Raw genomic sequence first — 23,080 nt, forward strand, 5'->3', positions numbered from 1 at the left:
GGCGTCGGCCGCGTGCGGCGCTGCCGGCGCCCCGCACGAAGGAGCCCGCCGTGACCACCTCCCAGCCCCTGCGGGCCGGCGTGACCCTCGACGTCGACCGCAGCGACACCGCCTTCCGCGGCTGGCTGAAAGAAGCCGTCCGCAAGGTCCAGGCCGACGCCAACCGCTCCGCCGACACCCACCTGCTGCGCTTCCCGCTGCCGGAGCGGTGGGGCATCGACCTCTACCTGAAGGACGAGTCGACCCACCCCACCGGCAGCCTCAAGCACCGGCTCGCCCGCTCCCTCTTCCTCTACGCCCTGTGCAACGGCTGGATCAGGCCGGACCGCCCGGTGATCGAGGCGTCCAGCGGCTCCACCGCCGTCTCCGAGGCCTACTTCGCCAAGCTGATCGGTGTGCCCTTCATCGCCGTCATGCCCCGCACGACGAGCGCCGAGAAGATCCGCCTGATCCAGTTCCACGGCGGGCAGTGCCACTTCGTGGACGACTCACGGGAGATGTACGAGGAGTCCGCCCGCCTCGCGGCCGACACCGGCGGCCACTACCTGGACCAGTTCACCTACGCCGAGCGGGCCACGGACTGGCGCGGCAACAACAACATCGCCGAATCCATCTTCCGCCAGCTGGAGTTGGAGCGGTTCCCGGAGCCCGCCTGGATCGTCGCCACGGCCGGCACCGGCGGCACCTCCGCGACCCTCGCCCGCTACGTCCACTACACCCAGCGCGACACCCGCATCTGTGTCGCCGACCCCGAGAACTCCTGCTTCTTCGAGGGCTGGACCACCGGCGATCCGGACGTCACCTGCGACTGCGGCTCCCGCATCGAGGGCATCGGCAGGCCCCGCATGGAGCCGAGCTTCGTGCCCGGCGCCGTCGACCGGATGATGAAGGTCCCCGACGCCGCCAGCGTCGCCGCCGTCCGCGCCCTGGAACGCGCCATCGGCCGCAAGGCGGGCGGCTCGACGGGCACGGGCCTGTGGAGCGCGCTGAAGATCGTCGCCGAGATGGTGGCCGAGGGCCGGCAGGGCAGCGTGGTCACCCTGCTCTGCGACCCGGGCGACCGCTACCTGGACAAGTACTACTCCGACGCCTGGCTCGCCGAACAGGGCCTGGACATCGGCCCGTACAGCGCGGTGATCGACTCCCTGCTGGCGACGGGGGTGTGGCCGGACTGAGAGGGCAGCGGTGTGCCGGCATCCGCCGGCCGGCCGTCCCGCACGCCCGCTCCGCGGCCCTCGGACCGGGCCGCGTCACGGCGCTCCCGGAGCTCCCGCCCGCGCTCCGCCGGCCGGCCGTGTCACCGCCCCCCGAAAGCTCCGCCTGGGGTCCCGGCCGGGCCGGCCGCGGCACCCCGGAAGGCCGCCGTGCCGTCCGCGGCGAACGCCCACCGCACCTGCCTCCCGCACCGTCGCCGGCCGGCCGGACCGACCTCACCACGGGGAAGCGGGCGGTCCACCCGACCGTGTCCTCGGGCGGGGCGGGGAAGGCCCGCTCCGGCCCCGCGGAGCTCTCCGCGGCGAGGACGAGCCGTACCGGAGCGGTCCCGACGAAGCCGGGCCCCCGGAACGGCGACGATGAGCCGTACGGACGGCCCCTCGGCGCCGGGGAGACGCGTACGCCGTCCCGGCCGGCGCCCCGTCAGGCGTCCGCACCCCCGGCACGCTCCGCACCCTCGGCGGTCTCACCGGCGACCACCAGCCGCCGCAGGTGCTCGGAGATCTCCGCGCGGACCGCGCCCGGCAGCCCGGCGTCCGTCACCAGCGTGTCGACCTGCTCCAGCGCCGCGAAGGAACTCAGACCGACCACACCCCACTTGGTGTGGTCGGCGACCACCACGACCCGGCGGGCCGACTGCACCAGGCGCCGGTTGGTCTCGGCCTCCGCCAGGTTCGGCGTGGACAGACCGGCCTCGGCCGATATCCCGTGCACGCCGAGGAACAGCACGTCGAAGTGGAGCGCCGCGATCGCCTGATCGGCGACCGGCCCCACCAGCGAGTCGGACGGCGTGCGCACGCCGCCGGTCAGCACGACCGTCGCCGCGCCCTGCCGGGGACCCGAGGTGCGCTGCGCCACGTGGAAGACGTCCGCCACGCGCACCGAGTTGGTCACCACCGTCAGATCCGGCACGTCCACCAGCCGGTGGGCCAGCGCGTACGTCGTCGTGCCCCCCGACAGCGCGATCGCGCTGCCCGGCGCGACCAGCTCGGCCGCGGCCCGCGCGATGTCCTCCTTGGCGCTCAGCTCCAGGCCCGACTTGGCCTCGAAACCGGGCTCGTGGGTGCTCGCCTCCACGACCGGCACCGCACCGCCGTGCACCTTCTCCAGGACACCCTGACGGGACAGCGCGTCGAGGTCGCGGCGCACCGTCATGTCCGACACGCCGAGCTTGCGGGTCAGCTCGTTGACCCGGACGCCGCCCCGGCGCCGGACCTCGTCGAGGATCAGTGCGCGCCGCTGCTCCGCGAGGAGGTTCTGATTCTCGCTCACGTACGCTCCGGTCCTCTCGACTCAGGTCGGCCCACTCCGTCCGACACGCCCGCCCACCTGCCGCGACAAGGACATGCTGCCGGTCGGCGGCCGTGCGGGCGTCCCATCCTCGCACGGGCCGCCACCGGCCGTACCACCCCCCGCCCGTCGCGGGCATGTCACAACCGTGACACCCCGCGGTCCCGATCCCCGCACGGAACGGTGATATCCGGTGACAACGCGTGCGCGCCCGTCGCGCAGCGGTCATCCTTGTGCCGCACGCACACGGAGCTACGGCGCGTCACGGGGGAAGTGCGAGAACAGTGGAACGTGCGCAGGAACGAACCTCGACCGGCCCGGCGGCCTCCGCCGCCCTGGAACTCCTGGTCCACGGCGTGGGCGGAGCCACACCCGAGAAGATGCTGAACGATCCGCGCACCGTGCGGATCACCGGCGACGACACGGCCGCCGTGTACCGGCGCGAGGCCGACGTGGACGCCGAGAACACCGAGAACGCCGCGACCGGCGGCCCGGGGGACCGGCCGGTCCCCGAGGCCTACGTCTGGTCCAACCTCACCTCCGGCAACGGCACCCGCGCCCTGTGGCTCCTGCTGCTGCCGTTCATGGTCGTCAACCTCGCGCACTGGATGCGTCCCGCCGCCCGGCAGGGCACCCGCGCGGTCCGCCTGTACGGACTGCTGGTGCGGCTCACCGGCCTGACCCTGACGGTCCTGCTCGTCGCCGCCGTCTGCGAGGTCGCCCTGGACCTGACGGCCTGGCAGTGCGCGGGCACCCGCGCGTGCGCCGAACGGCACACCTGGCTCGGCTTCCTGTCCCCGGCCGTGTCCGACGGCGGCTGGTGGAGTCCGCCCGGCCGCCGCCTCGCCCTCGCGGCCGTCGTCCCGACCGTCCTCACCGTCCTGCTCTGGTACCTGTCCCACCGCACCTGGCGGGCGTACGAGTCCCAGGAGCCGCCGAACGCCCGCACCGAATCCGAGGACGTGCCCGGTCACACCGCCCTCGGCCGCCCCGGCTTCTGGTACGGGCGCCGTCTGGTCGCCCGGCTGCGCGCGGCCCACACCGCGGCCGGCCTGCTGACGGTGGCCGCCGCCGTCGGCACCGCCGCCGCACGCCAGGACCACGCGCCCGGCGGGCCCGCCCCGCTCGACGTCCTCGGCCGGCTCCTGGAGGCCGCCCTGGCCGCCGGCGCGCTCGCCACGGTCTGGGTGGTGTGCCGCCGGGGCCGCAGCGAGCACCGCCTCGACCGCCGCCTCGACGCCCACCTCGTACGGCGCCTGCCGCTGGCCGCCCTCGGCCTGCTCGGTCTCACCTGCGTGTACGCCGGGTGGGAACGCCCCGCGTGGCGGTCGGCCGGCCGGCTGCCAGGGGACGCGACCTTCGGAGCCATCGCCCTCGTCCAGGGCGCGCTGGTGATCGCCCTCGCGCTCGTCGCCTCGGTCCTGTACCGCGGGGCCGGGAGCGATCCGCAGGGCCGTGCCGCCCTGAAGGGCCTGGGCGGACCCGCCGTCGCGATGCTCGCCTGCGCCCTCGGCAGCGTGATGTCCGGCGGGGTGTCCCAGCGCGTCTCGGACTGGCTGGACGGCACCGGCACCTTCCTCGCCGGACCCCCGGTGCTGCTGACCTGGCAGGCGTCCGTGATCCCGGCGGTACTGATCGTGCTGCTCGCCCTGTGCGGCCTGCTCGCCCGGAGAGCAGCGCTGCTGGCCCGTGCCGAGCGGGCCGCGGTGGCCCGCGAGTACGGCGCCGGCCCCGGCGACCAGGCCCTCACCCGGCGCATCGCCCGCGCCCGCGCCATGGCCACGCTCACCGACCGGGCGCCGCTCCTCGTCGCCGTCACCTCCACCGCGACCCTGCTGCTCGGCGCCGGCGCGCTCGTCGGCGCCCTCGCCACCGGCCGGACCCCCGAGCGGGCCGCCGCGCACGCCCACCCCCTCGTCCACGGCGCGGCCCAGACCGGTCAGGCACTCGGCTCCTGGCTGATAGGGCTCGGTTTCCTGCTCTTCGTCACCTGGGGGCGGCGCGCCTACAAGGACGCCTCCGCGCGCCGCACCATCGGCATCCTCTGGGACGTCGGCACCTTCTGGCCGCGCGCCGCGCACCCCTTCTCCCCGCCCTGTTACGCCGAGCGCGCGGTGCCCGACCTGACCTGGCGCATGGCCACCTGGACCCGCGCCACCGGCGGACGCCTGGTGATCTCGGGCCACTCGCAGGGCAGCGTCCTCGCCGCCGCCGCGGCCTGGCAACTGAGTCCCGCCGACCGCGGCCGCGTCGCGCTCCTGACCTACGGCTCCCCGATCGAGCGCCTCTACGGCCGCTGGTTCCCGGCCCACTTCGGCCCCGCCGCGCTGCACGCCCTGCACGAGGACATGGACTGCTGGCGCAACCTCCACCGCCCCACCGACCCGATCGGCGGCCCGGTCCGGTTGTCCGGCGACGACTGCGGCCCCGAGGTCGACCGCGCCGCCCTCGCCGACCCCCTGGCCTACGGCCGCACCGAGGCCCACCCGCTGCCCTCACCGATCCTGGGCCACTCCGACTACCAGGCGGACCCGGCCTTCGCCGAGGAACGCGAACGCCTGCTGTCCCGCCTGCAACCGGACCTCCCGGCCCAGCGCGCGCAACCGTCGGCGGACGGCTAGGGCGTGTTTCGAAAGTAGCGTCGTCTGCCCGAAGGGCAGGCCCGGCGGCGTCTGGTGCGTGCGATCGCAAGGCGGAGGGTCGCCCCGATACTGGTTGTATCGGGGCGATCCCGACAACGCGGCGAGCGTGCGTGCCAGGCGTCGCCGGGCAGACGGGACTTTCGCAACACGCCCTAGGGCCGCGGCGGGCAACCTTCGCCCGTCGAGGAGCGGCGTCCGGTGCGTGCTCCCGGCGTGCCGGCCGGAAGTCCCCGTACCGGACGTACTCGGGCTTTCGGCCGGTGCGGCGAGTGGAGGGGTCCCCCTCCGGGGGAGCGTGCCGGGCGTCGCGACGGGGCGGACGTCGCCTGTTGCGGCACCAGGGTCCGTCCGGCGTGATCCGCCGGAGCCCTAAGGCAGCTCCGGCAGGTCCTCCGCGTACAGGAGGGTCAGGTCGTCCGTGCTCGGGTCCGGGACGTGGGCGACGCGGCTCGCGTGGCGCTCCACCATCGCCTCGAAGGTCTGGCGGGCGGTGCGGCCGTTGCCGAAGGCGGCGCCCTTGGGGATCTCCGTGAAGTACTTCAGGAGTGCCTCCGGGGCGCCCGGCGCCAGCCGGTACTCGTGCTCCTCGGCCTGCTGTTCGACGATCCGCAGCAGTTCGTCGGGGCCGTAGTCGCCGAAGGTGATGGTCCGCGAGAAACGCGACGCCACACCGGGGTTGACCGACAGGAACCGCTCCATCTCGGCCGTGTACCCGGCGACGATCACCACCACGGCGTCCCGGTGGTCCTCCATCAGCTTCACGAGCGTGTCGATGGCCTCCTTGCCGAAATCACGCCCGGCGTCCTCGGGGGAGAGCGCGTACGCCTCGTCGATGAACAGCACACCGCCGCGTGCCCGCTCGAAGGCCTCCTGGGTGCGGATCGCGGTCGAGCCGATGTGCTCGCCGACCAGGTCGACGCGCGACACCTCGACCAGATGGCCCTTCTCCAGGACGTGCAGCGCGGCGAGGATCTCGCCGTAGAGCCGCGCGACCGTCGTCTTGCCGGTGCCGGGGGAGCCGGTGAAGACCAGGTGCCGCTTGACCGAGGCCGCTTTCAGACCGGCCTGCTGCCGGCGCCGGCCCACCTCGATCATGTCGGTCAGCGCCCGCACCTCGCGCTTGACGCTCTCCAGACCCACCAGGGCGTCGAGTTCGCCCATCACGTCCGTGGAGGCCCGCACCTGCCGCTCCGGCTCGGCCACGGCCGGCCGCGCCTCGGGCACGGTGGCACGCTGCCCGGGGAGCGCGCCGAGCAGCCCCGGCGAGGAGGGCGCCGCTTCCACGGCGGACTCCCGCGTGCCCGGCGTCGGGACGCCGGCGCTCTCGTCGCTCGTGCAGTCCTCGACCACGGGACCCGAGCCGGCCGCGGCGTCCGGACCGGCGTCCGCGAACTCGTACCCCCGCCGCGCGCAGCGCTCGGTCCGGCACTTGCGCAGCGTCGTACGGCAGCCGTCTATCACGTGGAAGCCGTAGCCGCCGCTGTTGGTGACCCGGCAGTTCAGGAAGCTGCCGCGGCCGCCCGCCGACACGTAGAAGCCGGCCTCGGCCGGGGAGTCGACGGTGCAGCGCTCCACCGTGGGGTCGGCGCCCTTGGTGACGATCACGCCGGTCTGGGTGCCGTCCACGGTGCAGTTGTTGAGCGTGCCGCCGCTGCCGTGGTCGCGGAACCAGGCGCCGGTCGCCGCGTCCCGGATCCGGCAGTCGTCGAGCTGGGCGGTCGCGCCGTCGCTGACCGACACGGCCGTGTTGCGCACCTGGAAGAGGTCGCTGTCGACGACGTCCGCGCGCGAACCGCGGTCGAGGACGAACAGCGCGTCCGGCACGTCGTGCACCCGGCAGGAGTCGAGGACCACGGTGGCGCCGTCGCTGACCCAGACGGCCGGGTAGTCGCCAGTGCTGTCGAAGATCTCGCACTGGTTGGCGTCGACCCGGGTGCCCGGGTCCCACACCGACAGGCCGTTGCGCCCGAACTGACGCACCGTCGTCCGCGTCAGCGTCAGCACGGAGCGCGAGCGCAGATCGATCGCGTTCTCCGGGATGTCGTGGATCCGGCAGTCGGCGAGGGTGAGCACGGCGTCCGTGTCGAGCGTGACCCCGTCGGCGGTGGTGCGGTGCACATCGCAGTCGGTGAGGTGCGCGGTGGCGCGCGCGGTGATCTGCACGCCGCTGCCCCGGACCTCGTAGACCTCGCAACCCACCGCCTCCAGGGCGGAGTTCTCGCCGGTCGCGCTCAGGCCGGCCCCGGAGGTGCGGTGCACCCGGCAGCGCTCCAGCCGCGGATGGCCGCCCCCGCGCACGGCGACCCCCGCCTGTCCGGCCGCGACGACCTCGCACTCCTCGAAGACCCCGCCGCCACCGTCGACCACGGCGATGCCGATGCCGGCCGGGTTGTCGACGGTGCACCGCCGGACCGTGGGACGCGCGCCGCCGCGCACCTCGATGCCGGCCGCGGACCGCGTCACGATCCGCAGGTCCAGCAGCTCGGGAGTGCCCTCCTCGACGAGCACCGCGGGCGCCGCCGCGTCCTGGCCCTCCACGTGCAGGTCCTGCACCACGGCCGGGGCCCGCACGGTCAACGGCACGCCGTCCACGGGCGCGATGCGGACGGAGCCGGGCGCGCCCTCGGGGCCGCGCAGGGTCACCGCGCGCTGCACGACGAGGTTCTCCCGGTAGGTGCCGGGAGCGATCGTGAGCACGTCGCCCTCGGCCGCGGCCTCCAGGGCTGCGGCGAGCGACGCGTACTCACCCGTGCGGCGCCGCCACCTCGATGTGCCGGTGTGCGTCACCTGGACCGTGCCCTGTGCCATGGCGTTGCTGTGCCCCCACCTCGGTCTTGCTGATCACTCGGTCGTCCGCGGGGGTGCTCCGGCCGTGCCGCACCCCTGCGGCTCCCTCGCGCGCGGGTCGATGCCGAATGCTCGGCCGGTCCACCGTAGCGTGCGCGCGGGCGGTGGGTTGACCACAGACGGAAGGCCGTCAGCTGCCGGCGCCGGTACGGCCCCGGTCCGGGCCCGCCCGGTTCCATGCCTGGTCCCAACGGGCGTACCGGCGGCGGACCATCTGCCGGACGGCGAGTCTTCGGAACGCTTCGACGACGCCCGCGGTGAGCAGGGCCGCGCCGCATCCGGCGACGACGGCGTGGGTGGTCGCGGTGGCGGAGTCCAGGGGGCGGCCCACCGGGCGGCCGCGCGTGTCGGTCCACAGGAGGAAGCGGTCGCCCCGGTGGGCGGACGTCAGGCCGGCGAGGACCGTGCCGTGGTGCGGGGTGCCGTCGGGAGCGGTCCAGTCGGCCACCACGCGGGTGCGGCCGTCCCGCCCGGGGACGCTCTCGGGCTCCGACCCCAGCATCGAACCCCCGAGCTCGCGCACCACGGTCGCCGGGACCTGGTGGCGGGAGAGGCGCTGGTCGCGGACGGTGCGCTGCAACGCGTCCTGCGCGACGGCGTCGACGAGGGCGCCGACGACGGGCGCCGCGAGCAGCATCACGAGCAGTGCCGCCAGCGCCACCCAGGCCTCGGCCAGATCCGTCGTACGGCGCAGCGGATTGTGCCGCCAGCGCCAGAGTCCACCGATCGCCCGCACCACCCGCACCCCCTTCCCGCTCCGTGACACCCCCCGTAGAGCCGTTCACACGCGGGTCCGGGCGAAGGGGGAGCGACATCACCCGCGGCCGGGACCTCTCATGGACGTCTCACGAAAAGCACAACGGCCGGAGGGCGGGCGGAGGTTCCCCTGGAGTCTCCCCGGAGCGCCACACCCGCCTCTCCGCCGCCGGGAGGCCGGGAGACACCCCGCCCCGCGCCGCGTTCGTCAGCCCACGACGGTGACCGGGTCGCCCACCCGGACGGTGCCGCGGGAGAGGGGCACCAGGTTCTGTCCGAAGACCAGCTTGCCGCCCAGCCGCCGATGCCGTCCCAGCGTGTGGAGGGGCTCCTTGCCGCGCTCGGCGGTGCTCTGGTCGGTGGTGGTCACCACGCACCGGCCGCACGGTTTGGCGACCCGGAAAGCGACCTCGCCGATGGTCACACGCGACCAGCCGTCCTCGGCCCACGGCCGGGTGCCCGTCACGACCACGTTCGGCCGGAAGCGGTTCATCGGCAGCGGTCCCTCCGCGGCGTGCTCGCCCCGCGCGATCAGCGAGTTGAGGGCGTCGAGCGAGGCGACCGTGGTGACCAGCAGCGGGTATCCGTCGGCGAACGCGACCGTCTCGCCGGGCAGCCCGTACTCGGGGTCGACGGCACGGCGCTTCGCGGGGTCGTCCATGTGCACCAGGCGCACGTCGGCGCCGAGATGGGCGCTGCACCAGGCGTGCGCGTCCTCGTCGGCGAGGACCCCCTCGACCTTGTCGCGGAAGATCTCCAGCGAGACCGTTCCGACCGGCTGCGGCACGGAGACGGTCAGTGGCGGCAGACCGGGCGCGGACAGCCGGACGCCGCCGCCGGGCAGGAGCTCGGCGGCGGCGTGCGCGAGCCGCGGCTGCTGACGCTGGGTGACGACCTTTCCCCCATGGTCGATCAGCGCCCAGCGTCGGTCTCCGGCCAGTCCCCAGGGCTCCACCTCGGCCTCCCGGGGCGCCTGGCCCCGGAACGCCTTGACCGGATGAACGTGGATCGACAGCAGCTCGGCATTCCCCATGGCCTCATCCTGCCAGGCGACGGCGGCTGTCCCCGGGGCGCCTCAGTAACCGCGGTACTGCTGGTTGTTGTACGGGTCCTGGTACTGGGGCGCGGCGGGCCGGGGGGCCGCGGGGCGCATCGCGTCGTACCCCGTGCCGGGACCGGCGGGGCGCGGCGGCTGCATCTGCGGGCCGGGATAACCGCGCGGCGCGGTGGCCTGCGGCGGGATGTAGGCGGTCGGCGCCTGCTGCAGCGGAGCGGGCTGCTGCGCCTGCGGGTAGCCGTAGCCGTAGCCGTACGGGGACGGGGCCGCCGGGAGGGCGGGCAGCGCCGACGGCAGCGCGGGCAGGTGGCTGCCCGTGTCGTAGGCGGCGGGGACCCGGATCGGGGCGATCTGCGGGGTGCCCCGCTCGGCCACGAGCGAGTCGTAGATCGGAGTGTCCGGGAAGGAGGCGGAGTAGTAGCCGCCGCCATAGGTGGAGCGGGGGGAGGTCATGGCACATAAGTTAAGCCCACGATGTGCTGGTTGGGGAGACCGATAAGAGGGTTGTTTTCCGCGTCGGCGGGGCCTCCATGTACCCAATGCGAGCGAACTTGGCAAAAAGGGGCGGCAATCATGGTTTGGATCGTGTAAAGGCCGAGTTCCTGATGGGTTACCGGCGGTTGGCCAGGGATCTTCCGGCCTCACGGATGGGCGTTCCCGGCCCGGGCGAATAAGTTGACGAGCAGGCAGTCCGAAGGGTGCCGGGGCGTGTGGTCCGGCCGCTGGAGATGAGGTGGCGAGCATGTCCATGTCCATGTCCAAGGGATCGAATGTCCCGGTACCGACGACGGTGCTACGGGTCGAGGTGGGCCGCCGGTCGGGGCCGGGCGTGCCCGACGCGGACGCCTCGGCCCTGCTGCTGGTCGCCGGGAAAGTCCGTTCGGACGCAGACTTCGTCTTCTACAACCAGCCGGCCCATTCCTCCGGCGCGGTCCGGCACGAGGGCAAACGGGACCTGGGCGGCAGGGTGACCGACACCCTGCTCGTCGACCTCGCGCGCGTGGAGCCCGCGATCGAGACCGTCGTCCTGGCCGCCTCGGCGGACGGCGGCACCTTCGGGCAGGTGCCCGACCTCGCCGTCGAGGTGCGGGACGCGGGGCGGAACACGGTGGTGGCCCGGTACGACGCCACCGGTGCGACCGTCGAGACGGCGTTCGTGCTCGGCGAGTTCTACCGCCGCCAGGGCGCCTGGAAGTTCCGCGCCGTCGGCCAGGGCTACGACAGCGGCCTGGAAGGTCTGGCCACGGACTACGGGATCACCGTCGACGAACCGCGGCACGCCGCACCGCTGCCCCCCGTCCCGCAGCCGGTCACCGCCCCGCCGCCCCCGCCCGCCCCGCCGACCGTGCCGGCCTTCCCGGTCACCGTGCCCCCGCCCGCCCCCGTTCCCGCCACCCCGCCCCCGCCGCCGGCTCCGCCCGCGGCCCCGGTCCGCCTCACCAAGGTGACGCTCACCAAGGCCGCTCCGTCGGTGTCGCTGACCAAGCAGGGCGGCACCTCGGGCGTCATGCGGGTGAACCTCAACTGGGAGGTGCGCAAGCAGTTCTCCCAGTGGGGCGGCAAACGCGGCCGCGCGGTCGCGCTCCACGACGACCTCGACCTCGACCTGTGCGCGCTGTTCGAGCTGGCCGACGGACGCAAGGGGGTCGTACAGGCCCTCGGCAACGCCTTCGGCGCCCTGCACCAGCCGCCCTACATCCTCCTCGACGGCGACGACCGCACGGGCGCCGTGGCCGCCGGGGAGAACCTCACGATCAACCTCGACCACAAGGACGCCTTCCGGCGCCTCCTCGTCTTCGTGACCGTCTACGAGGGCGCCCGCTCCTTCGCCGACCTGCACGCCACGGTGACGCTGCAGCCGCAGTTCGGCGCCGCGATCGACTTCTCCCTGGACGAGTGCACCGTCCCCTCGACCGTGTGCGCGCTCGCGCTGATCACCCGTACCGGCGACGACCTCGTCGTCCAGCGCGAGGCCCGCTACCTGGTGCCCGAGCGCGGGGTGAGCCCGCAGCGGACCGTGGACCACGCCTACGGCTGGGGCATGAACTGGACGCCGGGCCGCAAATAGGCCGCCGCGGCGGTGGAGGCGGACTCAGCCCTCGTCGGCCACCGTGTCCGGACGGGCGTAGGTGCGGCCCTTCCAGGCCGCTCCCCGCCCCCTGCGGTGCTGCACCGCGGAATCCACCGTCATCAGGAGATAGAGGAGGGCGGTGAACGGCAGCAGCGGGGCGAGCCACGACGGCTGGCGGTAGTAACGGAGCATCGGGAGGTACGTCCCCGTCATCACCAGCCATGCGAGGCCGCCCGGCACCGCGACGGCCGGGACGGCGAGGGCGAGCCCGCCGAACAGCGCGAGCGGCGGCACCAGATAGACCAGCACGAGGCCCAGCACCGTGCCGAGCAGCAGCAGCGGGTTGTGCCGCAGCTGCGCGTAGGCGCTGCGCGAGACCATCCGCCACAGGTCGTGCAGCCCCGGGTACGGGCGCACGCTCTCGACCCGGTCGGCCAGCCCCAGCCAGACGCGGCCACCCGACCCCTTCACCGCACGCGCGAGCGCCACGTCGTCGATGACGGCGTGCCGGATGGCCTCCGGGATCCTGGCCCGCCCGGCCGCCTCCGCGCGCAGCAGCACGCAGCCGCCCGCCGCGGCCGCCGTCCGGGTCCCGGGCCGGCCGATCCGGCGGAACGGGTACAGCTGCGCGAAGAAGTAGACGAACGCCGGCACGACCAGCCGCTCCCACACGCTCTCCACCCGCAGCCGTGCCATCTGGGAGACGAGGTCGAAGCCGCCGGTGCGCGCCGCCGCGACCAGTTCCCGCAGGCTGTCGGGCGCGTGCGCGATGTCGGCGTCCGTCAGGAGCAGATACTCCGGTCCACGCGCGCGTGCCAGCGCGATGCCGTGCCGCACCGCCCACAGCTTCCCCGTCCAGCCGGGCGGCGGCTCGCCCGGCGAGTCCACGGTCAACGCCAGCCCGCCGTGCCGCCGGGCCAGCTCGCGCGCCAGCTCCCCGGTGCCGTCGGAACTGCCGTCGTCGACGAGGAAGACCTCCGCCCGCCCCGGATAGTCCTGCGCGAGCAGCGACGGCAGACTGGCGGGGAGCACCGCCGCCTCGTCGCGTGCGGGGACGACCACGCAGACCGACGGCCACCCACCGGGCCCCGCGGACTCCGCGCGCGGGGGCAGCCGGACGTCCGTGCGCCAGAAGAAGCCCTGGCAGAGCAGCAGCCACAACCAGGCGGCGAGAGAAACGGCGGAGATCCACACGACGGCGCTCACGCGCGCAGTCTGCCCCACCGGACCGGGCCCCAGGGGCACATCGTCTATCGTGGCCGGGTGAAGATCGCGCTCATGGACTCCGGAATCGGGCTGCTGGCGGCCACCGCCGCGGTACGGCGCCTGCGACCCGACGCGGATCTGGTGCTCTCCCTGGACCCCGACGGCATGCCCTGGGGCCCGCGCACGCCCGAGGACCTCACCGCGCGCGCGGTCGCGGTCGCGCAGGCCGCCGCCGCCCACCGGCCCGACGCCCTGATCATCGGCTGCAACACGGCGACCGTGCACGCGCTGCCCACCCTGCGGGACCACCTCGAACCGGACATCCCGGTGATCGGGACCGTGCCGGCGATCAAGCCCGCCGCGGCCGGTGGCGGCCCCGTCGCCATCTGGGCCACCCCCGCCACCACCGGCAGCCCCTACCAGCGCGGCCTCATCGACGACTTCGCCGACGGCGTCACGGTGACCGAGGTGCCCTGCTGGGGGCTGGCCGAGGCCGTGGAGCACGCCGACGAGAGGGCGATCGACGCGGCGGTCGCCGCGGCCGCCGCGCTGACCCCCGACGAGGTCACCACCGTCGTCCTGGGCTGCACCCATTACGAACTGGTCGCCGAGCGCATCCGCGCCGCCGTCCAGGGCGCCGGCCGCCCGCCGCTCGTCCTGCACGGATCGGCCGGTGCCGTGGCCGCCCAGGCACTGCGCCGCATCGGATCCCGTCCCGAACCCGGGGCCCGGACCCTCGGCACGGTGACGGTTCTCCTCAGCGGTCGCGAGGGCGTGCTGCCGGCGCCGGCGCTCGCCTACGGGGAAGGCCGGCTCCTCCAGGAGGCCAGCCCCGCCCGGTGACAGCGGACGACCGGGCGGGGATCACCGGGCGGACGCGCGCGGTCCGCCCCGTCGTCCGGCCGGCCCAGTCACCCTCCGCGACGCGTTACCGGCGGAGCGGAACCTGAGTAACCTCGTACCTATGAGGGACCACCACCCCCACGAGGAGACCGCCCGGCATCCCGATGAGTGGCACGGGCGGGCCACCAACCGGTTCCAGTGGCTGCTCGCGCTCGGTGGAGCGGCCTGCGTGGCGCTCGGCATCGAACTGGCGGTCGTGTCCGCTTGGACGTCCTCCATCGCGCCGCTCGCCATGGCCGTGGTCGGCTGCATCGCCGCGGGAATGCTGGTCCTCTTCGGCACCCTCGCCTTCGTCCACGTCGACCTCAAGCTCGACAAGGACTCCCTCGAAGTGCGCTGCGGGCACATCGGCGTACCGCGCCGCCGCATCCCGCTGTCCCACGTCGCCGGCGCCGACTTCGAACCGCACGTCACTCCGCGCCACTGGGGCGGCTGGGGCTACCGCTGGCGCCCCGAGAAGGGCACCGCCGTCGTCGTGCGGCGCGGGGAGGGCGTGGTCCTGCGGCTCTGGGACGGGCACACGTTCACGATCACCGTGGACGACGCGGAGTCCGCCGTACGCGTCATCCGCGCGCGTCTGCGACAGGACACCCCGGACGCGAAGCGCTGACCCGGACGGCCGGACGACCTGACGGCCGTCGCGGGACCGCAGGCCCCGTCCCGAACCGGGTGGGACCGCGTCCGGTGCCGGTCCGACGGCGAGCGGACGGCCCGTGGCCGGACCCGTCGGCACGCCCGCGCCGACCGAGACCGCGATGAAGCTCAGCGCGTCGCCGACCGGGGCCACGGCCGCCAGACCCGTCAGCGCGGCAGCCGCGCTCAGCACGACCGGCGCCGCACGGGCCGCGCACCACTGGGCGAACAGCACCCGGCCGAGGGCCGCGGCCTACAGCCGCACGCCGGAGACCGCCCCGCCGCGTGACCGACCAGGGCCGGCACCGCCGGCAGAACGCCCTGGTGACGCCCGCCCCGCACGGCGGCGGTCACCAGGGCCCAGGTGGCGCAGCTCCCGAGGACCCTCACCCCCACGGCACCCCCACGGCGTCGGGGACGACACGTCTTTCCCCGTCCCCGTCCGTGTCCTCGCCGCGCGCGGACGCCCTCACCCCCGGCCTCACGCCCCACCCCCGTACCCGGTCGCCCCAGGACCGTGAAAACCTCCCCGGCCGCCCCGCGCGACAGGAGCGGTGCCTCACCGCAACGACTGCCGCGCGCTTCGGGCACGAGTCGTGCGGAGGGCACCGGCGGACCGTCCTGTCTGCCGGAAGGCGACCCGCCGTACACTCCCGGAGTGACCGTCACCGCTACTCCCGTGGACCGGCCGGACCAGCTGGAGCCCCCCACCGCGCCGTCGCGCCGCGCACGGCTCCTGCGTCTGGTCCCGGCAGCCACCGCGGCGCTCTCCGGAGTGCTCCTGTACGTCAGCTTCCCGCCGCGCACCCTGTGGTGGCTGGCCCTGCCCGCCTTCGCCCTCCTCGGCGGGCTGCTGCGCGGCCGGGGCTGGAAGGCGGGGTTCGGTCTCGGATACCTCTTCGGTCTCGGCTTCCTGCTGCCGCTGCTGGTGTGGACGGGCGTCGAGGTGGGCCCCGGCCCCTGGATCGCGCTGGTGCTCATCGAGGCGGTCTTCGTCGCGCTGGCCGGCGCGGGGATCGCCGCGGTCTCGAAGCTGCCGGCCTGGCCGGTGTGGGCGGCGGCCGTCTGGATCGCCGGAGAGGCGGCACGCGCGCGCGTGCCCTTCCGCGGCTTCCCCTGGGGCAAGATCGCGTTCGGCCAGGCGGACGGCGTCTTCCTGCCGGTGGCCGCGCTCGGCGGCACCCCGGTCCTCGGTTTCGCGGTCGTCCTGTGCGGTTTCGGCCTCTGCGAGGCCGTCCGGACGGCGCTGGAATGGCGCCGCACGCGCGAGGTGCGGCGCTCGGCCGCCGCGGTCGCGCTGATCGGCATGGCCGTCCCGGCCCTGGCCGCGGTGGCCGCCCGTCCCCTGGTCAGCGACGAGGCCGAGGCGGGCACCGCGACGGTCGCGGTCATCCAGGGCAACGTGCCCCGCCTCGGGCTGGACTTCAACTCCCAGCGCCGGGCCGTCCTCGACTACCACGCGCGCGAGACGGAGCGGCTGGCCGCCGAGGTCAGGGCCGGCAAGGCGGACCGGCCCGACTTCGTGCTGTGGCCGGAGAACTCCTCCGACGTCGACCCCTTCGCCAACCCGGACGCCGCCGCCGTCATCGAGCGGGCGGCCGCGGCGATCGACGCGCCCATCTCGGTCGGCGGCGTCGTCGAACGCGACGGCAAGCTGTACAACGAGCAGATCCTGTGGGACCCCGACAAGGGCGCCACCCAGACCTACGACAAGCGGCAGGTCCAGCCCTTCGGCGAGTACCTCCCGCTGCGCTCCCTCATCGGCGCCGTCAACGACGAGTGGACCTCGATGGTCCACCAGGACTTCAGCCGGGGCGCCGAGCCCGGCGTGTTCGACTTCGGCGACGTCCGGGTCGGCCTCGCCACCTGCTACGAGGCGGCCTTCGACTGGGCCGTGCGCGACACCGTCACCCACGGCGCGCAGCTCATCTCCGTGCCCAGCAACAACGCCACCTTCGACCGCAGCGAGATGACCTACCAGCAGCTCGCCATGTCACGCGTGCGTGCCGTCGAGCACAGCCGGACCGTCACCGTGCCGGTGACCAGCGGGGTCAGCGCGATCATCATGCCCGACGGCAGGATCAGCCGGAAGACCGGCATGTTCGTCGCGGACTCCCTGGTCCAGAAGGTCCCGCTGCGCTCCTCGCAGACCCCCGCGACGAAGCTCGGCGTCCTGCCCGAGGCCGTCCTCCTGCTCGTCGCCGCCGGCGGGCTCGGGTGGGCGATCGGGGCCGGGGTGCGCGGGCGGCGCGCCGGTGGCGTGTAACCGTACGCCCGGCGAGCGCATACCCCACGCGCGCGGCGACGCCGGAGCGCCTCGCTAGGGTCGGGCCATGCCTACTCCTGACTTCATCCGCGAGATCCGGGCCGCCGCGGGCCGGCAGTTGCTGTGGCTGCCCGGAGTCACCGCCCTCGTCTTCGACGACGCGGGCCGAGTGCTGCTCGGCCGTCGCTCGGACACGCGCGAGTGGGCGGTGATCGGCGGCATCCCCGACCCCGGGGAGCAGCCCGCCGCCTGCGCCGTGCGGGAGGTCTTCGAGGAGACGGCGGTGCGGTGCGTGGTCGAACGGGTCGTCCTGGTCCAGGCGCTGGAGCCCGTCACGTACGACAACGGCGACGTCTGCCAGTACATGGACATCACGTTCCGCTGCCGTGCCGTCGGCGGCGAGGCCCGCGTCAACGACGACGAGTCGCTGGAGGTGGGGTGGTTCGCGCTGGACTCCCTGCCCGACCTCGACGAGTTCGCGCTCTTCCGGATCAAGCAGGCGCTGTCGGACGAGCCCACATGGTTCGACGCCATGAGTTCCGGTTGAAGTGTGGGGGCAGACCATATGGGGTGAGGCGGCAGTGCTGCCTAGGGTCACAGACATGACCACGCCCCACGCCGCCCCTGGTCCCACCGCCCCCTCCCTCGACCTCCACGGTCGCACCGCCCTCGTCACCGGCGCCGCCGGCGGTATCGGCCGCGCCTGCGTGCTGCGGCTGGCCGCCGCCGGGGCCAAGGTGCGCGCGGTCGACCGGGACGCGGCGGGCCTGGAGACGCTCACCGAGAGCGCCGCGGGCCTGCCGGGCATCGTCGAGCCGCACGCCCTGGACCTCACGGACCTCGACGCCGCCGAACTCGCGGCCGCCGGCACCGACGTCCTGGTCAACAACGCGGGCCTGCAACTGGTACGCCCCCTGGAGGAGTTCCCGCCGGACGTCTTCCACACGGTCCTCACCGTGATGCTCGAAGCACCGTTCCGGCTCATCCGCGGCGCCCTGCCCCACATGTACGGGCAGGGCTGGGGCCGCATCGTCAACATCTCCTCCGTGCACGGACTGCGCGCCTCGCCCTACAAGTCGGCGTACGTGGCGGCCAAGCACGGGCTCGAGGGACTGTCCAAGACGGCCGCCCTCGAAGGCGCGCCGCACGGTGTCACCTCCAACTGCGTGAACCCCGCCTACGTACGCACCCCGCTGGTCGAGAAGCAGCTCGCCGACCAGGCGCGGGCGCACGACCTGCCGCGGGAGCGCGTCCTGGCCGAGGTGCTCCTGCGGGACAGCGCGCTCAAGCGGCTCATCGAACCGGAGGAGGTCGCCGACGCCGTCGCCTATCTGTGCGGCCCCGGCGCGTCCTTCGTGACCGGGACCTCCCTGGTCATGGACGGCGGCTGGACGGCGCACTGACCTGCCCGGTGAGCGGCGGGCCCGGAGTTCTCCACAGGCCTGACGGGCCGGCCCGGTCATGAGGAATCCTGTGAGCATGTCCCGCGATCCCATGGAGCCGGTCGAGCGCTCCGTCAGCGACGCCGAGGCCGCCGCGCACGGCGCCCAGGCGGACCCCGGCGTGCCCGGTGCGGCGGGTGCGGCGGGCGTGCCCGACGGTCCCGGCGGCGCCGAGGCGCCGTTCCTGGAGCTGCTCGCCCGCGGCGCGTCCGTCGAGGCCTACGACCGCCCGGTGCTGCTCGCGCGCGCCGAAGGGCTGCCGGCCGAGCGGATCGCCGCGCTCGAACACGCCAAGAGGCTCGCCCTGCGGGTGCGCTCCGAACTGGAGGGCCGCCGCCGGCGGGAGGCCGAGCTGTCGGCACTCTTCGAGACGGCCCACGACCTGGCGGGCCTGCGCGACGTGGACGCCGTCCTCCAGGCGATCGTGCAGCGGGCCCGTTCCCTCCTCGGCACCGACGTCGCCTACCTCAGCCTGAACGACCCGGTCAGGGGCGACACCTACATGCGGGTCACCGAGGGCTCGGTCGCCGCCCGCTTCCAGCAGCTGCGCCTCGGCATGGGGGAGGGCCTCGGCGGCCTGGTCGCCCAGACGGCCCGCCCGTACGTCACCGACGACTACTTCCGCGACGCCCGCTTCCGGCACACCACGACCATCGACGCGGGTGTGAGCGACGAGGGCCTGGTCGCCATCCTCGGCGTCCCGCTGATGCTGGGCGCCAACGTCATCGGGGTGCTGTTCGCCGCGGACCGGCGCGCCCGGGTCTTCGAGCGCGAGCAGATCGCCCTGCTCGGCTCCTTCGCCGCCCTGGCCGCGGCCGCCATCGACACCGCGAACCTGCTCACCGAGACCCGCTCCGCGCTGGCGGGCCTGGAGCGCGCCCACGAGATCATCCAGGACCGCAGCGCCGTCATCGAGCGCGCCTCCGACGTCCACGACCGGCTCGCCGAACTGGTCCTGCGCGGCGGCGGGGTCCACGACGTGGCGGCGGCTGTCTCCCAGGTCCTGGCCGGCACGGTCGACTTCACCGAGGCCGCCGCGGCCCCGGCCGCAGCACTGGAGACGTCCCGTGCGGAGGGTCACGCCGTACGGCACGAGGACGACTGGATCGCCGCCGTGACCGCGGGCGGCGAACTGCTCGGCGCCCTCGTCCTGCGCGGCCACCCCGGTCTCGACCCCGTCGACCAGCGCACGCTGGAGCGGGCCGCGATGGTCACCTCCCTGCTGCTGCTCGCCAGGCGCTCCGCCGCCGAGGCCGAGCAACGCGTCCGCGGCGAGCTGCTGGACGACCTGCTCGACGCCCGCGACCGCGACCCGCGCGTGCTGCGTGAGCGTGCCTCCCGGCTGCGTGCCGACCTCGACGCCACGCATGTCGTCCTCGCCGCGCGGCTGGAGGCGGACGCGGCCGACGCCGACCAGGAGGCGGCCGCGCGGCGGCGGCTGTGGTCCGCCGCCTTCCACCTCGCCGCGACCCGGCACGGCCTGGCCGCCGCCCGGGACGGCGGCACCGTCCTGCTGCTGCCGCTGGCACCGGGCGACACCGCCACGGAGCTGGCCCACCGCACCGCCCGCCAGCTGGGCACCGCCGTCCACGAAGCGGTCACCGTGGGCGCCTCCGCACCCGTCCGCGGCCCCGCCGCCCACCCCGACGCGGTGGTCGCCGCCTACGAGGAGGGCCGCCGGTGCGTCGAGGCACTGCGACTGCTCGGCCGCTGCGGTGACGGGGCGGCCGCCGAGGACTTCGGTTTCCTGGGACTGCTGCTCGCCGGCGACCGGGACGTGGCGGGCTTCGTGGAGCGCACCATCGGCGAGGTCGTCTCCTACGACGAGCGGCGCGGCACCGATCTGGTGCGCACCCTCGACGCGTACTTCGCGTGCGGCATGAGCCCGGCCCGAACCAAGGACGATCTCCACGTCCACGTCAACACCGTGGCCCAGCGCCTGGAGCGCGTCGCCCGCCTCCTGGGCGAGGACTGGCAGAGTCCCGCCCGCGCCCTGGAGATCCAACTCGCACTGCGGCTGCACCGGTTGGCGGCCCGAATACCGAACTGACGGTCCCCGTGCTCCCTCGAGGGAGCACGGGGACCGGGTCGGGCGCGGGGACCGGGGTCACCGGACGCGGGCGTCCTCCGTCCGGGCCGTCGTGTTCCGCACCTCGGGGGCGGTGTCCATGGCGCCCAGGTCGCGGTGGCGGGTCTCCTTGGCCAGGCCCACGGCGACGACCGTCAGCACGGAGGCGGCGATCACGTACAGGGCGATCGGCGTGGAGCTGTCGTAGTCGGCCAGCAGGGCGGTGGCGATGAGCGGGGCCGGAGCACCGGCCGCGACCGAGGCGAACTGAGCACCGATGGAAGCGCCGGAGTAGCGCATCCGGGTCGCGAACATCTCGGAGAAGAAGGCCGCCTGGGGCGCGTACATCGCGCCGTGCAGGACCAGTCCGACGGTCACGGCGAGGACGAGGTTGCCGAAGCCGCCCGTGTCGATGAGCGAGAAGAAGGGGAACATCCACAGTCCGATGCCGACCGCGCCCAGCAGGTAGACGGGACGCCGGCCCACCCGGTCGGAGAGCGCGCCCCAGGCCGGGATCACCGCGAAGTGCACGGCGGAGGCGATGAGCACGGCGTTGAGGGCGGTCTGCTTGGAGACCCCGGCCGAGGTCGTCGCGTACACGAGGATGAAGGCGGTGATGACGTAGTAGGAGATGTTCTCCGCCATGCGCGCGCCCATCGCGACGAGCACGTCCCGCCAGTGATGCCGCAGCACGGCGACGAGCGGAAGCTTCTCGGCCGCGGCCGCTTCCGTCGCCTTCCGGGCCTCGGCGTGCGCCAAGGCCTCCTTGAAGACCGGGGACTCGTCGACGGAGAGACGGATCCACAAACCGACGATCACCAGCAGACCGGAGAGCAGGAACGGTATGCGCCAGCCCCAGCTGCCGAAGGCGGCGTCCGACAGCACGGCCGTGAGGAAGGAGAGCACACCGGTCGCGAGCAGTTGCCCCGCCGGCGCCCCGGTCTGCGGCCACGAGGCCCAGAACCCGCGCCGCCGCGCGTCCCCGTGCTCGGACACCAGCAGGACGGCCCCGCCCCACTCACCGCCGAGCGCGAAGCCCTGCACCAGACGCAGCACGGTCAGCAGCACCGGAGCGGCGGTGCCGATGGTCGCGTGCGTGGGCAGCAGGCCGATCGCGAAGGTCGCCCCACCCATCATCACCAGGCTGAGCACCAGCAGTTTCTTGCGCCCGAGCCGGTCCCCGTAGTGTCCGAAGACCAGCGCCCCGAGCGGACGCGCCGCGAACCCCACGGCGTACGTCAGGAAGGACAGCAGGGTGCCGACGAGGGGATCGGAGCCCGGGAAGAACAGCTTGTTGAAGACGAGCGCCGCGGCGGAGCCGTACAGGAAGAAGTCGTACCACTCGATGGTGGTGCCGATGAGGGACGCGGCGACGATGCGCTTGAGGCTGGACGGGGCTGGTGGAGCGGCTGCGGGCGACGACATCGGCACCACTTCCTGGGGTGTGACGGGGACGTTTGCGTATCGCCACACCGTAGGAATCCGCAGGTCAGGCGCACATGTGGCGGGGCAACATAGTTCGAGGGTCAGCTATGCGTGTGGCCACCATGCCGATTCATGGAACGGAGGTTCAGGGGAGCGATGATGGCCGAAACGAGTGCCGTCCGGGACGCGCGGTTCAGGGTGATTTGACGGTGCGGTGCTGACTCCCGTGCCGACTTGGTCCTGACTGCGCTCCGTTGAACTCGAGTATCCGGGCCTGGACGCCGGCCCTACTCGTTAGTCCGGATCGACGCACTCACCCGGAAGGTCCGAGAAGTCGGCCGCATCATCAACGTTCACGCCTTGGTCGCGGTCGGCGTCAACGCCGACGGCTGAGCCAGGACATCGCAGGTCCACCTAGCGCACGGTTCTGGCATAGCCACCTGCGCTCATGCCGAATTCCCGTCGGAAGTGCCGATTGAGCTGGCTCTGGTCACAGTAACCAAGCTCGGCGGCGGTCTCTGCCACGGATCGTCCCGCTGCCAGCATGGACTTGGCGCGTGCCAAGCGCAACAGGGTCCGGTAATGGTGCGGTGGAACCCCGTAAGCCTGCCGGAAACTCCTGATCAAGTGGCGTTTGCTGCAACCGGCGACTGCCGCGAGGTCGTCGAGCTTGATGTTGGAGTTCAGCTGGCTGTGGAGCATCTCCCGTACTTGACGAAGCGCTCGAGGACGAAGTGCCGGACTCGCTGCGCCGGGAGCATCCGCATGCCTGGCGAGCAGGACGGTCAGCAAGCGGATCAGCGACGACTCGAGATCCAACTCGTCCTCGCCGTGCGCCAGACCCCTGTGCAGCGCAGCGATGCCGTCGAAGAGGCTGCGGTCTGGATAGGTCACCTCGTGAAAGCGCGGCCGGCCTGTGCCGACTGGCATGAGATCGGCGTCGATGAACATCAGTTGCACGATGGCCTGGCCGTCAGCGGCGGCTTTGTCCTGATCGAGGCAGCTCACGACCTCATGGGGCTCGATCACCGTCACCGCGCCAGGAACAGGGGGACCCTGGGTTCGCCCGAGGTACTGAAAAGGGGGTGCAGAGCCGCCATGCGTGATCTTGACGGTGTACCCGCTGTTCACAACGGTCGGGAAGTCACCATCGGCAACGCGCACAACCAGGCTCTCGACTCCGAACCGTGCTCTTCTGTGACGCCCATCGATCGCGGACTCGGTCATGTCACTTTCGCCCTAGTTCGGTTTGTTCGGTT

General features: G+C 73.7%; 17 protein-coding genes and 1 pseudogene. 10 read left to right on the forward strand and 8 right to left on the reverse strand.

The features are described 5' to 3' along the window. The first annotated feature begins 50 nt into the window (after positions 1-50). The gene (locus ACF09K_RS12900; protein WP_392242976.1) at positions 51-1,175 is read left to right on the forward strand and encodes a PLP-dependent cysteine synthase family protein; all 1,125 of its coding nucleotides are present in this window, start codon (positions 51-53) and stop codon (positions 1,173-1,175) included. Positions 1,176-1,638: 463 nt separating this feature from the next. Here the strand turns inward: ACF09K_RS12900 and ACF09K_RS12905 are convergent, their stop codons facing one another. Continuing rightward, positions 1,639-2,487 (reverse strand): DeoR/GlpR family DNA-binding transcription regulator, encoded by an 849-nt coding sequence (locus tag ACF09K_RS12905; protein WP_392242977.1) that lies wholly within the window; start codon positions 2,485-2,487, stop codon positions 1,639-1,641. 302 nt (positions 2,488-2,789) lie between these two features. On the opposite strand from ACF09K_RS12905, the gene ACF09K_RS12910 reads away from it, so the two are divergent. Next, complete coding sequence (locus tag ACF09K_RS12910) at positions 2,790-5,126, forward strand: hypothetical protein (protein ID WP_392242979.1); 2,337 nt, start codon at positions 2,790-2,792, stop codon at positions 5,124-5,126. A gap of 390 nt (positions 5,127-5,516) precedes the next feature. On the opposite strand, the gene ACF09K_RS12915 is transcribed toward ACF09K_RS12910, so the two are convergent. The 4 genes from ACF09K_RS12915 to ACF09K_RS12930 form a co-directional block, all read right to left on the reverse strand. After that, positions 5,517-7,955: a right-handed parallel beta-helix repeat-containing protein gene (locus ACF09K_RS12915; protein ID WP_392242981.1), complete on the reverse strand. Its 2,439-nt coding sequence runs from the start codon at positions 7,953-7,955 to the stop codon at positions 5,517-5,519. A gap of 169 nt (positions 7,956-8,124) precedes the next feature. Continuing rightward, on the reverse strand, positions 8,125-8,730 hold the full coding sequence (locus ACF09K_RS12920; RefSeq protein ID WP_392243201.1) for a hypothetical protein: 606 nt from the start codon (positions 8,728-8,730) through the stop codon (positions 8,125-8,127). A 228-nt stretch (positions 8,731-8,958) separates the two neighbouring features. Then, a complete protein-coding gene (locus ACF09K_RS12925) occupies positions 8,959-9,783 on the reverse strand; it encodes an MOSC domain-containing protein (RefSeq protein ID WP_392242983.1) in 825 nt (274 codons plus the stop codon). 42 nt (positions 9,784-9,825) lie between these two features. After that, positions 9,826-10,260 carry a DUF6643 family protein gene (locus ACF09K_RS12930; RefSeq protein ID WP_392242984.1) on the reverse strand — a complete coding sequence of 145 codons (435 nt, stop codon included), beginning with the start codon at positions 10,258-10,260 and terminating at the stop codon, positions 9,826-9,828. A gap of 301 nt (positions 10,261-10,561) precedes the next feature. On the opposite strand from ACF09K_RS12930, the gene ACF09K_RS12935 reads away from it, so the two are divergent. Continuing rightward, positions 10,562-11,875 carry a TerD family protein gene (locus ACF09K_RS12935; RefSeq protein ID WP_392243202.1) on the forward strand — a complete coding sequence of 438 codons (1,314 nt, stop codon included), beginning with the start codon at positions 10,562-10,564 and terminating at the stop codon, positions 11,873-11,875. A 24-nt stretch (positions 11,876-11,899) separates the two neighbouring features. Here ACF09K_RS12935 and ACF09K_RS12940 read toward each other — a convergent pair whose 3' ends face one another. Further along, positions 11,900-13,102: a glycosyltransferase gene (locus ACF09K_RS12940; RefSeq protein ID WP_392242986.1), complete on the reverse strand. Its 1,203-nt coding sequence runs from the start codon at positions 13,100-13,102 to the stop codon at positions 11,900-11,902. A 39-nt stretch (positions 13,103-13,141) separates the two neighbouring features. Here ACF09K_RS12940 and ACF09K_RS12945 point away from each other — a divergent pair, with 39 nt between their 5' ends. From ACF09K_RS12945 to ACF09K_RS12970, 6 genes are all read left to right on the forward strand, one after another. Further along, on the forward strand, positions 13,142-13,927 hold the full coding sequence (locus ACF09K_RS12945) for a glutamate racemase (RefSeq protein WP_392242988.1): 786 nt from the start codon (positions 13,142-13,144) through the stop codon (positions 13,925-13,927). Between the two features lie 121 nt (positions 13,928-14,048). After that, positions 14,049-14,597 (forward strand): hypothetical protein, encoded by a 549-nt coding sequence (locus tag ACF09K_RS12950; RefSeq protein ID WP_392242990.1) that lies wholly within the window; start codon positions 14,049-14,051, stop codon positions 14,595-14,597. Positions 14,598-15,278: 681 nt separating this feature from the next. After that, positions 15,279-16,886, forward strand: coding sequence for an apolipoprotein N-acyltransferase (lnt, locus tag ACF09K_RS12955; protein WP_392242991.1), 1,608 nt, complete (start codon positions 15,279-15,281; stop codon positions 16,884-16,886). A 67-nt stretch (positions 16,887-16,953) separates the two neighbouring features. Continuing rightward, a complete protein-coding gene (locus tag ACF09K_RS12960) occupies positions 16,954-17,433 on the forward strand; it encodes an NUDIX domain-containing protein (RefSeq protein WP_392242993.1) in 480 nt (159 codons plus the stop codon). A 55-nt stretch (positions 17,434-17,488) separates the two neighbouring features. Then, positions 17,489-18,289: a 3-hydroxybutyrate dehydrogenase gene (locus ACF09K_RS12965; RefSeq protein ID WP_392242995.1), complete on the forward strand. Its 801-nt coding sequence runs from the start codon at positions 17,489-17,491 to the stop codon at positions 18,287-18,289. A 76-nt stretch (positions 18,290-18,365) separates the two neighbouring features. After that, a complete protein-coding gene (locus tag ACF09K_RS12970; RefSeq protein ID WP_392242996.1) occupies positions 18,366-20,378 on the forward strand; it encodes a helix-turn-helix domain-containing protein in 2,013 nt (670 codons plus the stop codon). 57 nt (positions 20,379-20,435) lie between these two features. Here the strand turns inward: ACF09K_RS12970 and ACF09K_RS12975 are convergent, their stop codons facing one another. Continuing rightward, positions 20,436-21,821: an MFS transporter gene (locus ACF09K_RS12975; RefSeq protein ID WP_392242997.1), complete on the reverse strand. Its 1,386-nt coding sequence runs from the start codon at positions 21,819-21,821 to the stop codon at positions 20,436-20,438. 288 nt (positions 21,822-22,109) lie between these two features. Here ACF09K_RS12975 and ACF09K_RS12980 point away from each other — a divergent pair. Then, a pseudogene (locus ACF09K_RS12980) lies at positions 22,110-22,211 on the forward strand (transposase); the annotation flags it as partial. Between the two features lie 24 nt (positions 22,212-22,235). On the opposite strand, the gene ACF09K_RS12985 reads toward ACF09K_RS12980, so the two are convergent. Beyond that, positions 22,236-23,048, reverse strand: coding sequence for a helix-turn-helix domain-containing protein (locus ACF09K_RS12985; protein WP_392242999.1), 813 nt, complete (start codon positions 23,046-23,048; stop codon positions 22,236-22,238). Between the last annotated feature and the right edge of the window lie 32 nt (positions 23,049-23,080).

The sequence above is a fragment of the Streptomyces sp. NPDC014882 genome (genome assembly GCF_043081325.1).
In the GTDB taxonomy this organism is placed as follows: Bacteria; Actinomycetota; Actinomycetes; order Streptomycetales; family Streptomycetaceae; genus Streptomyces.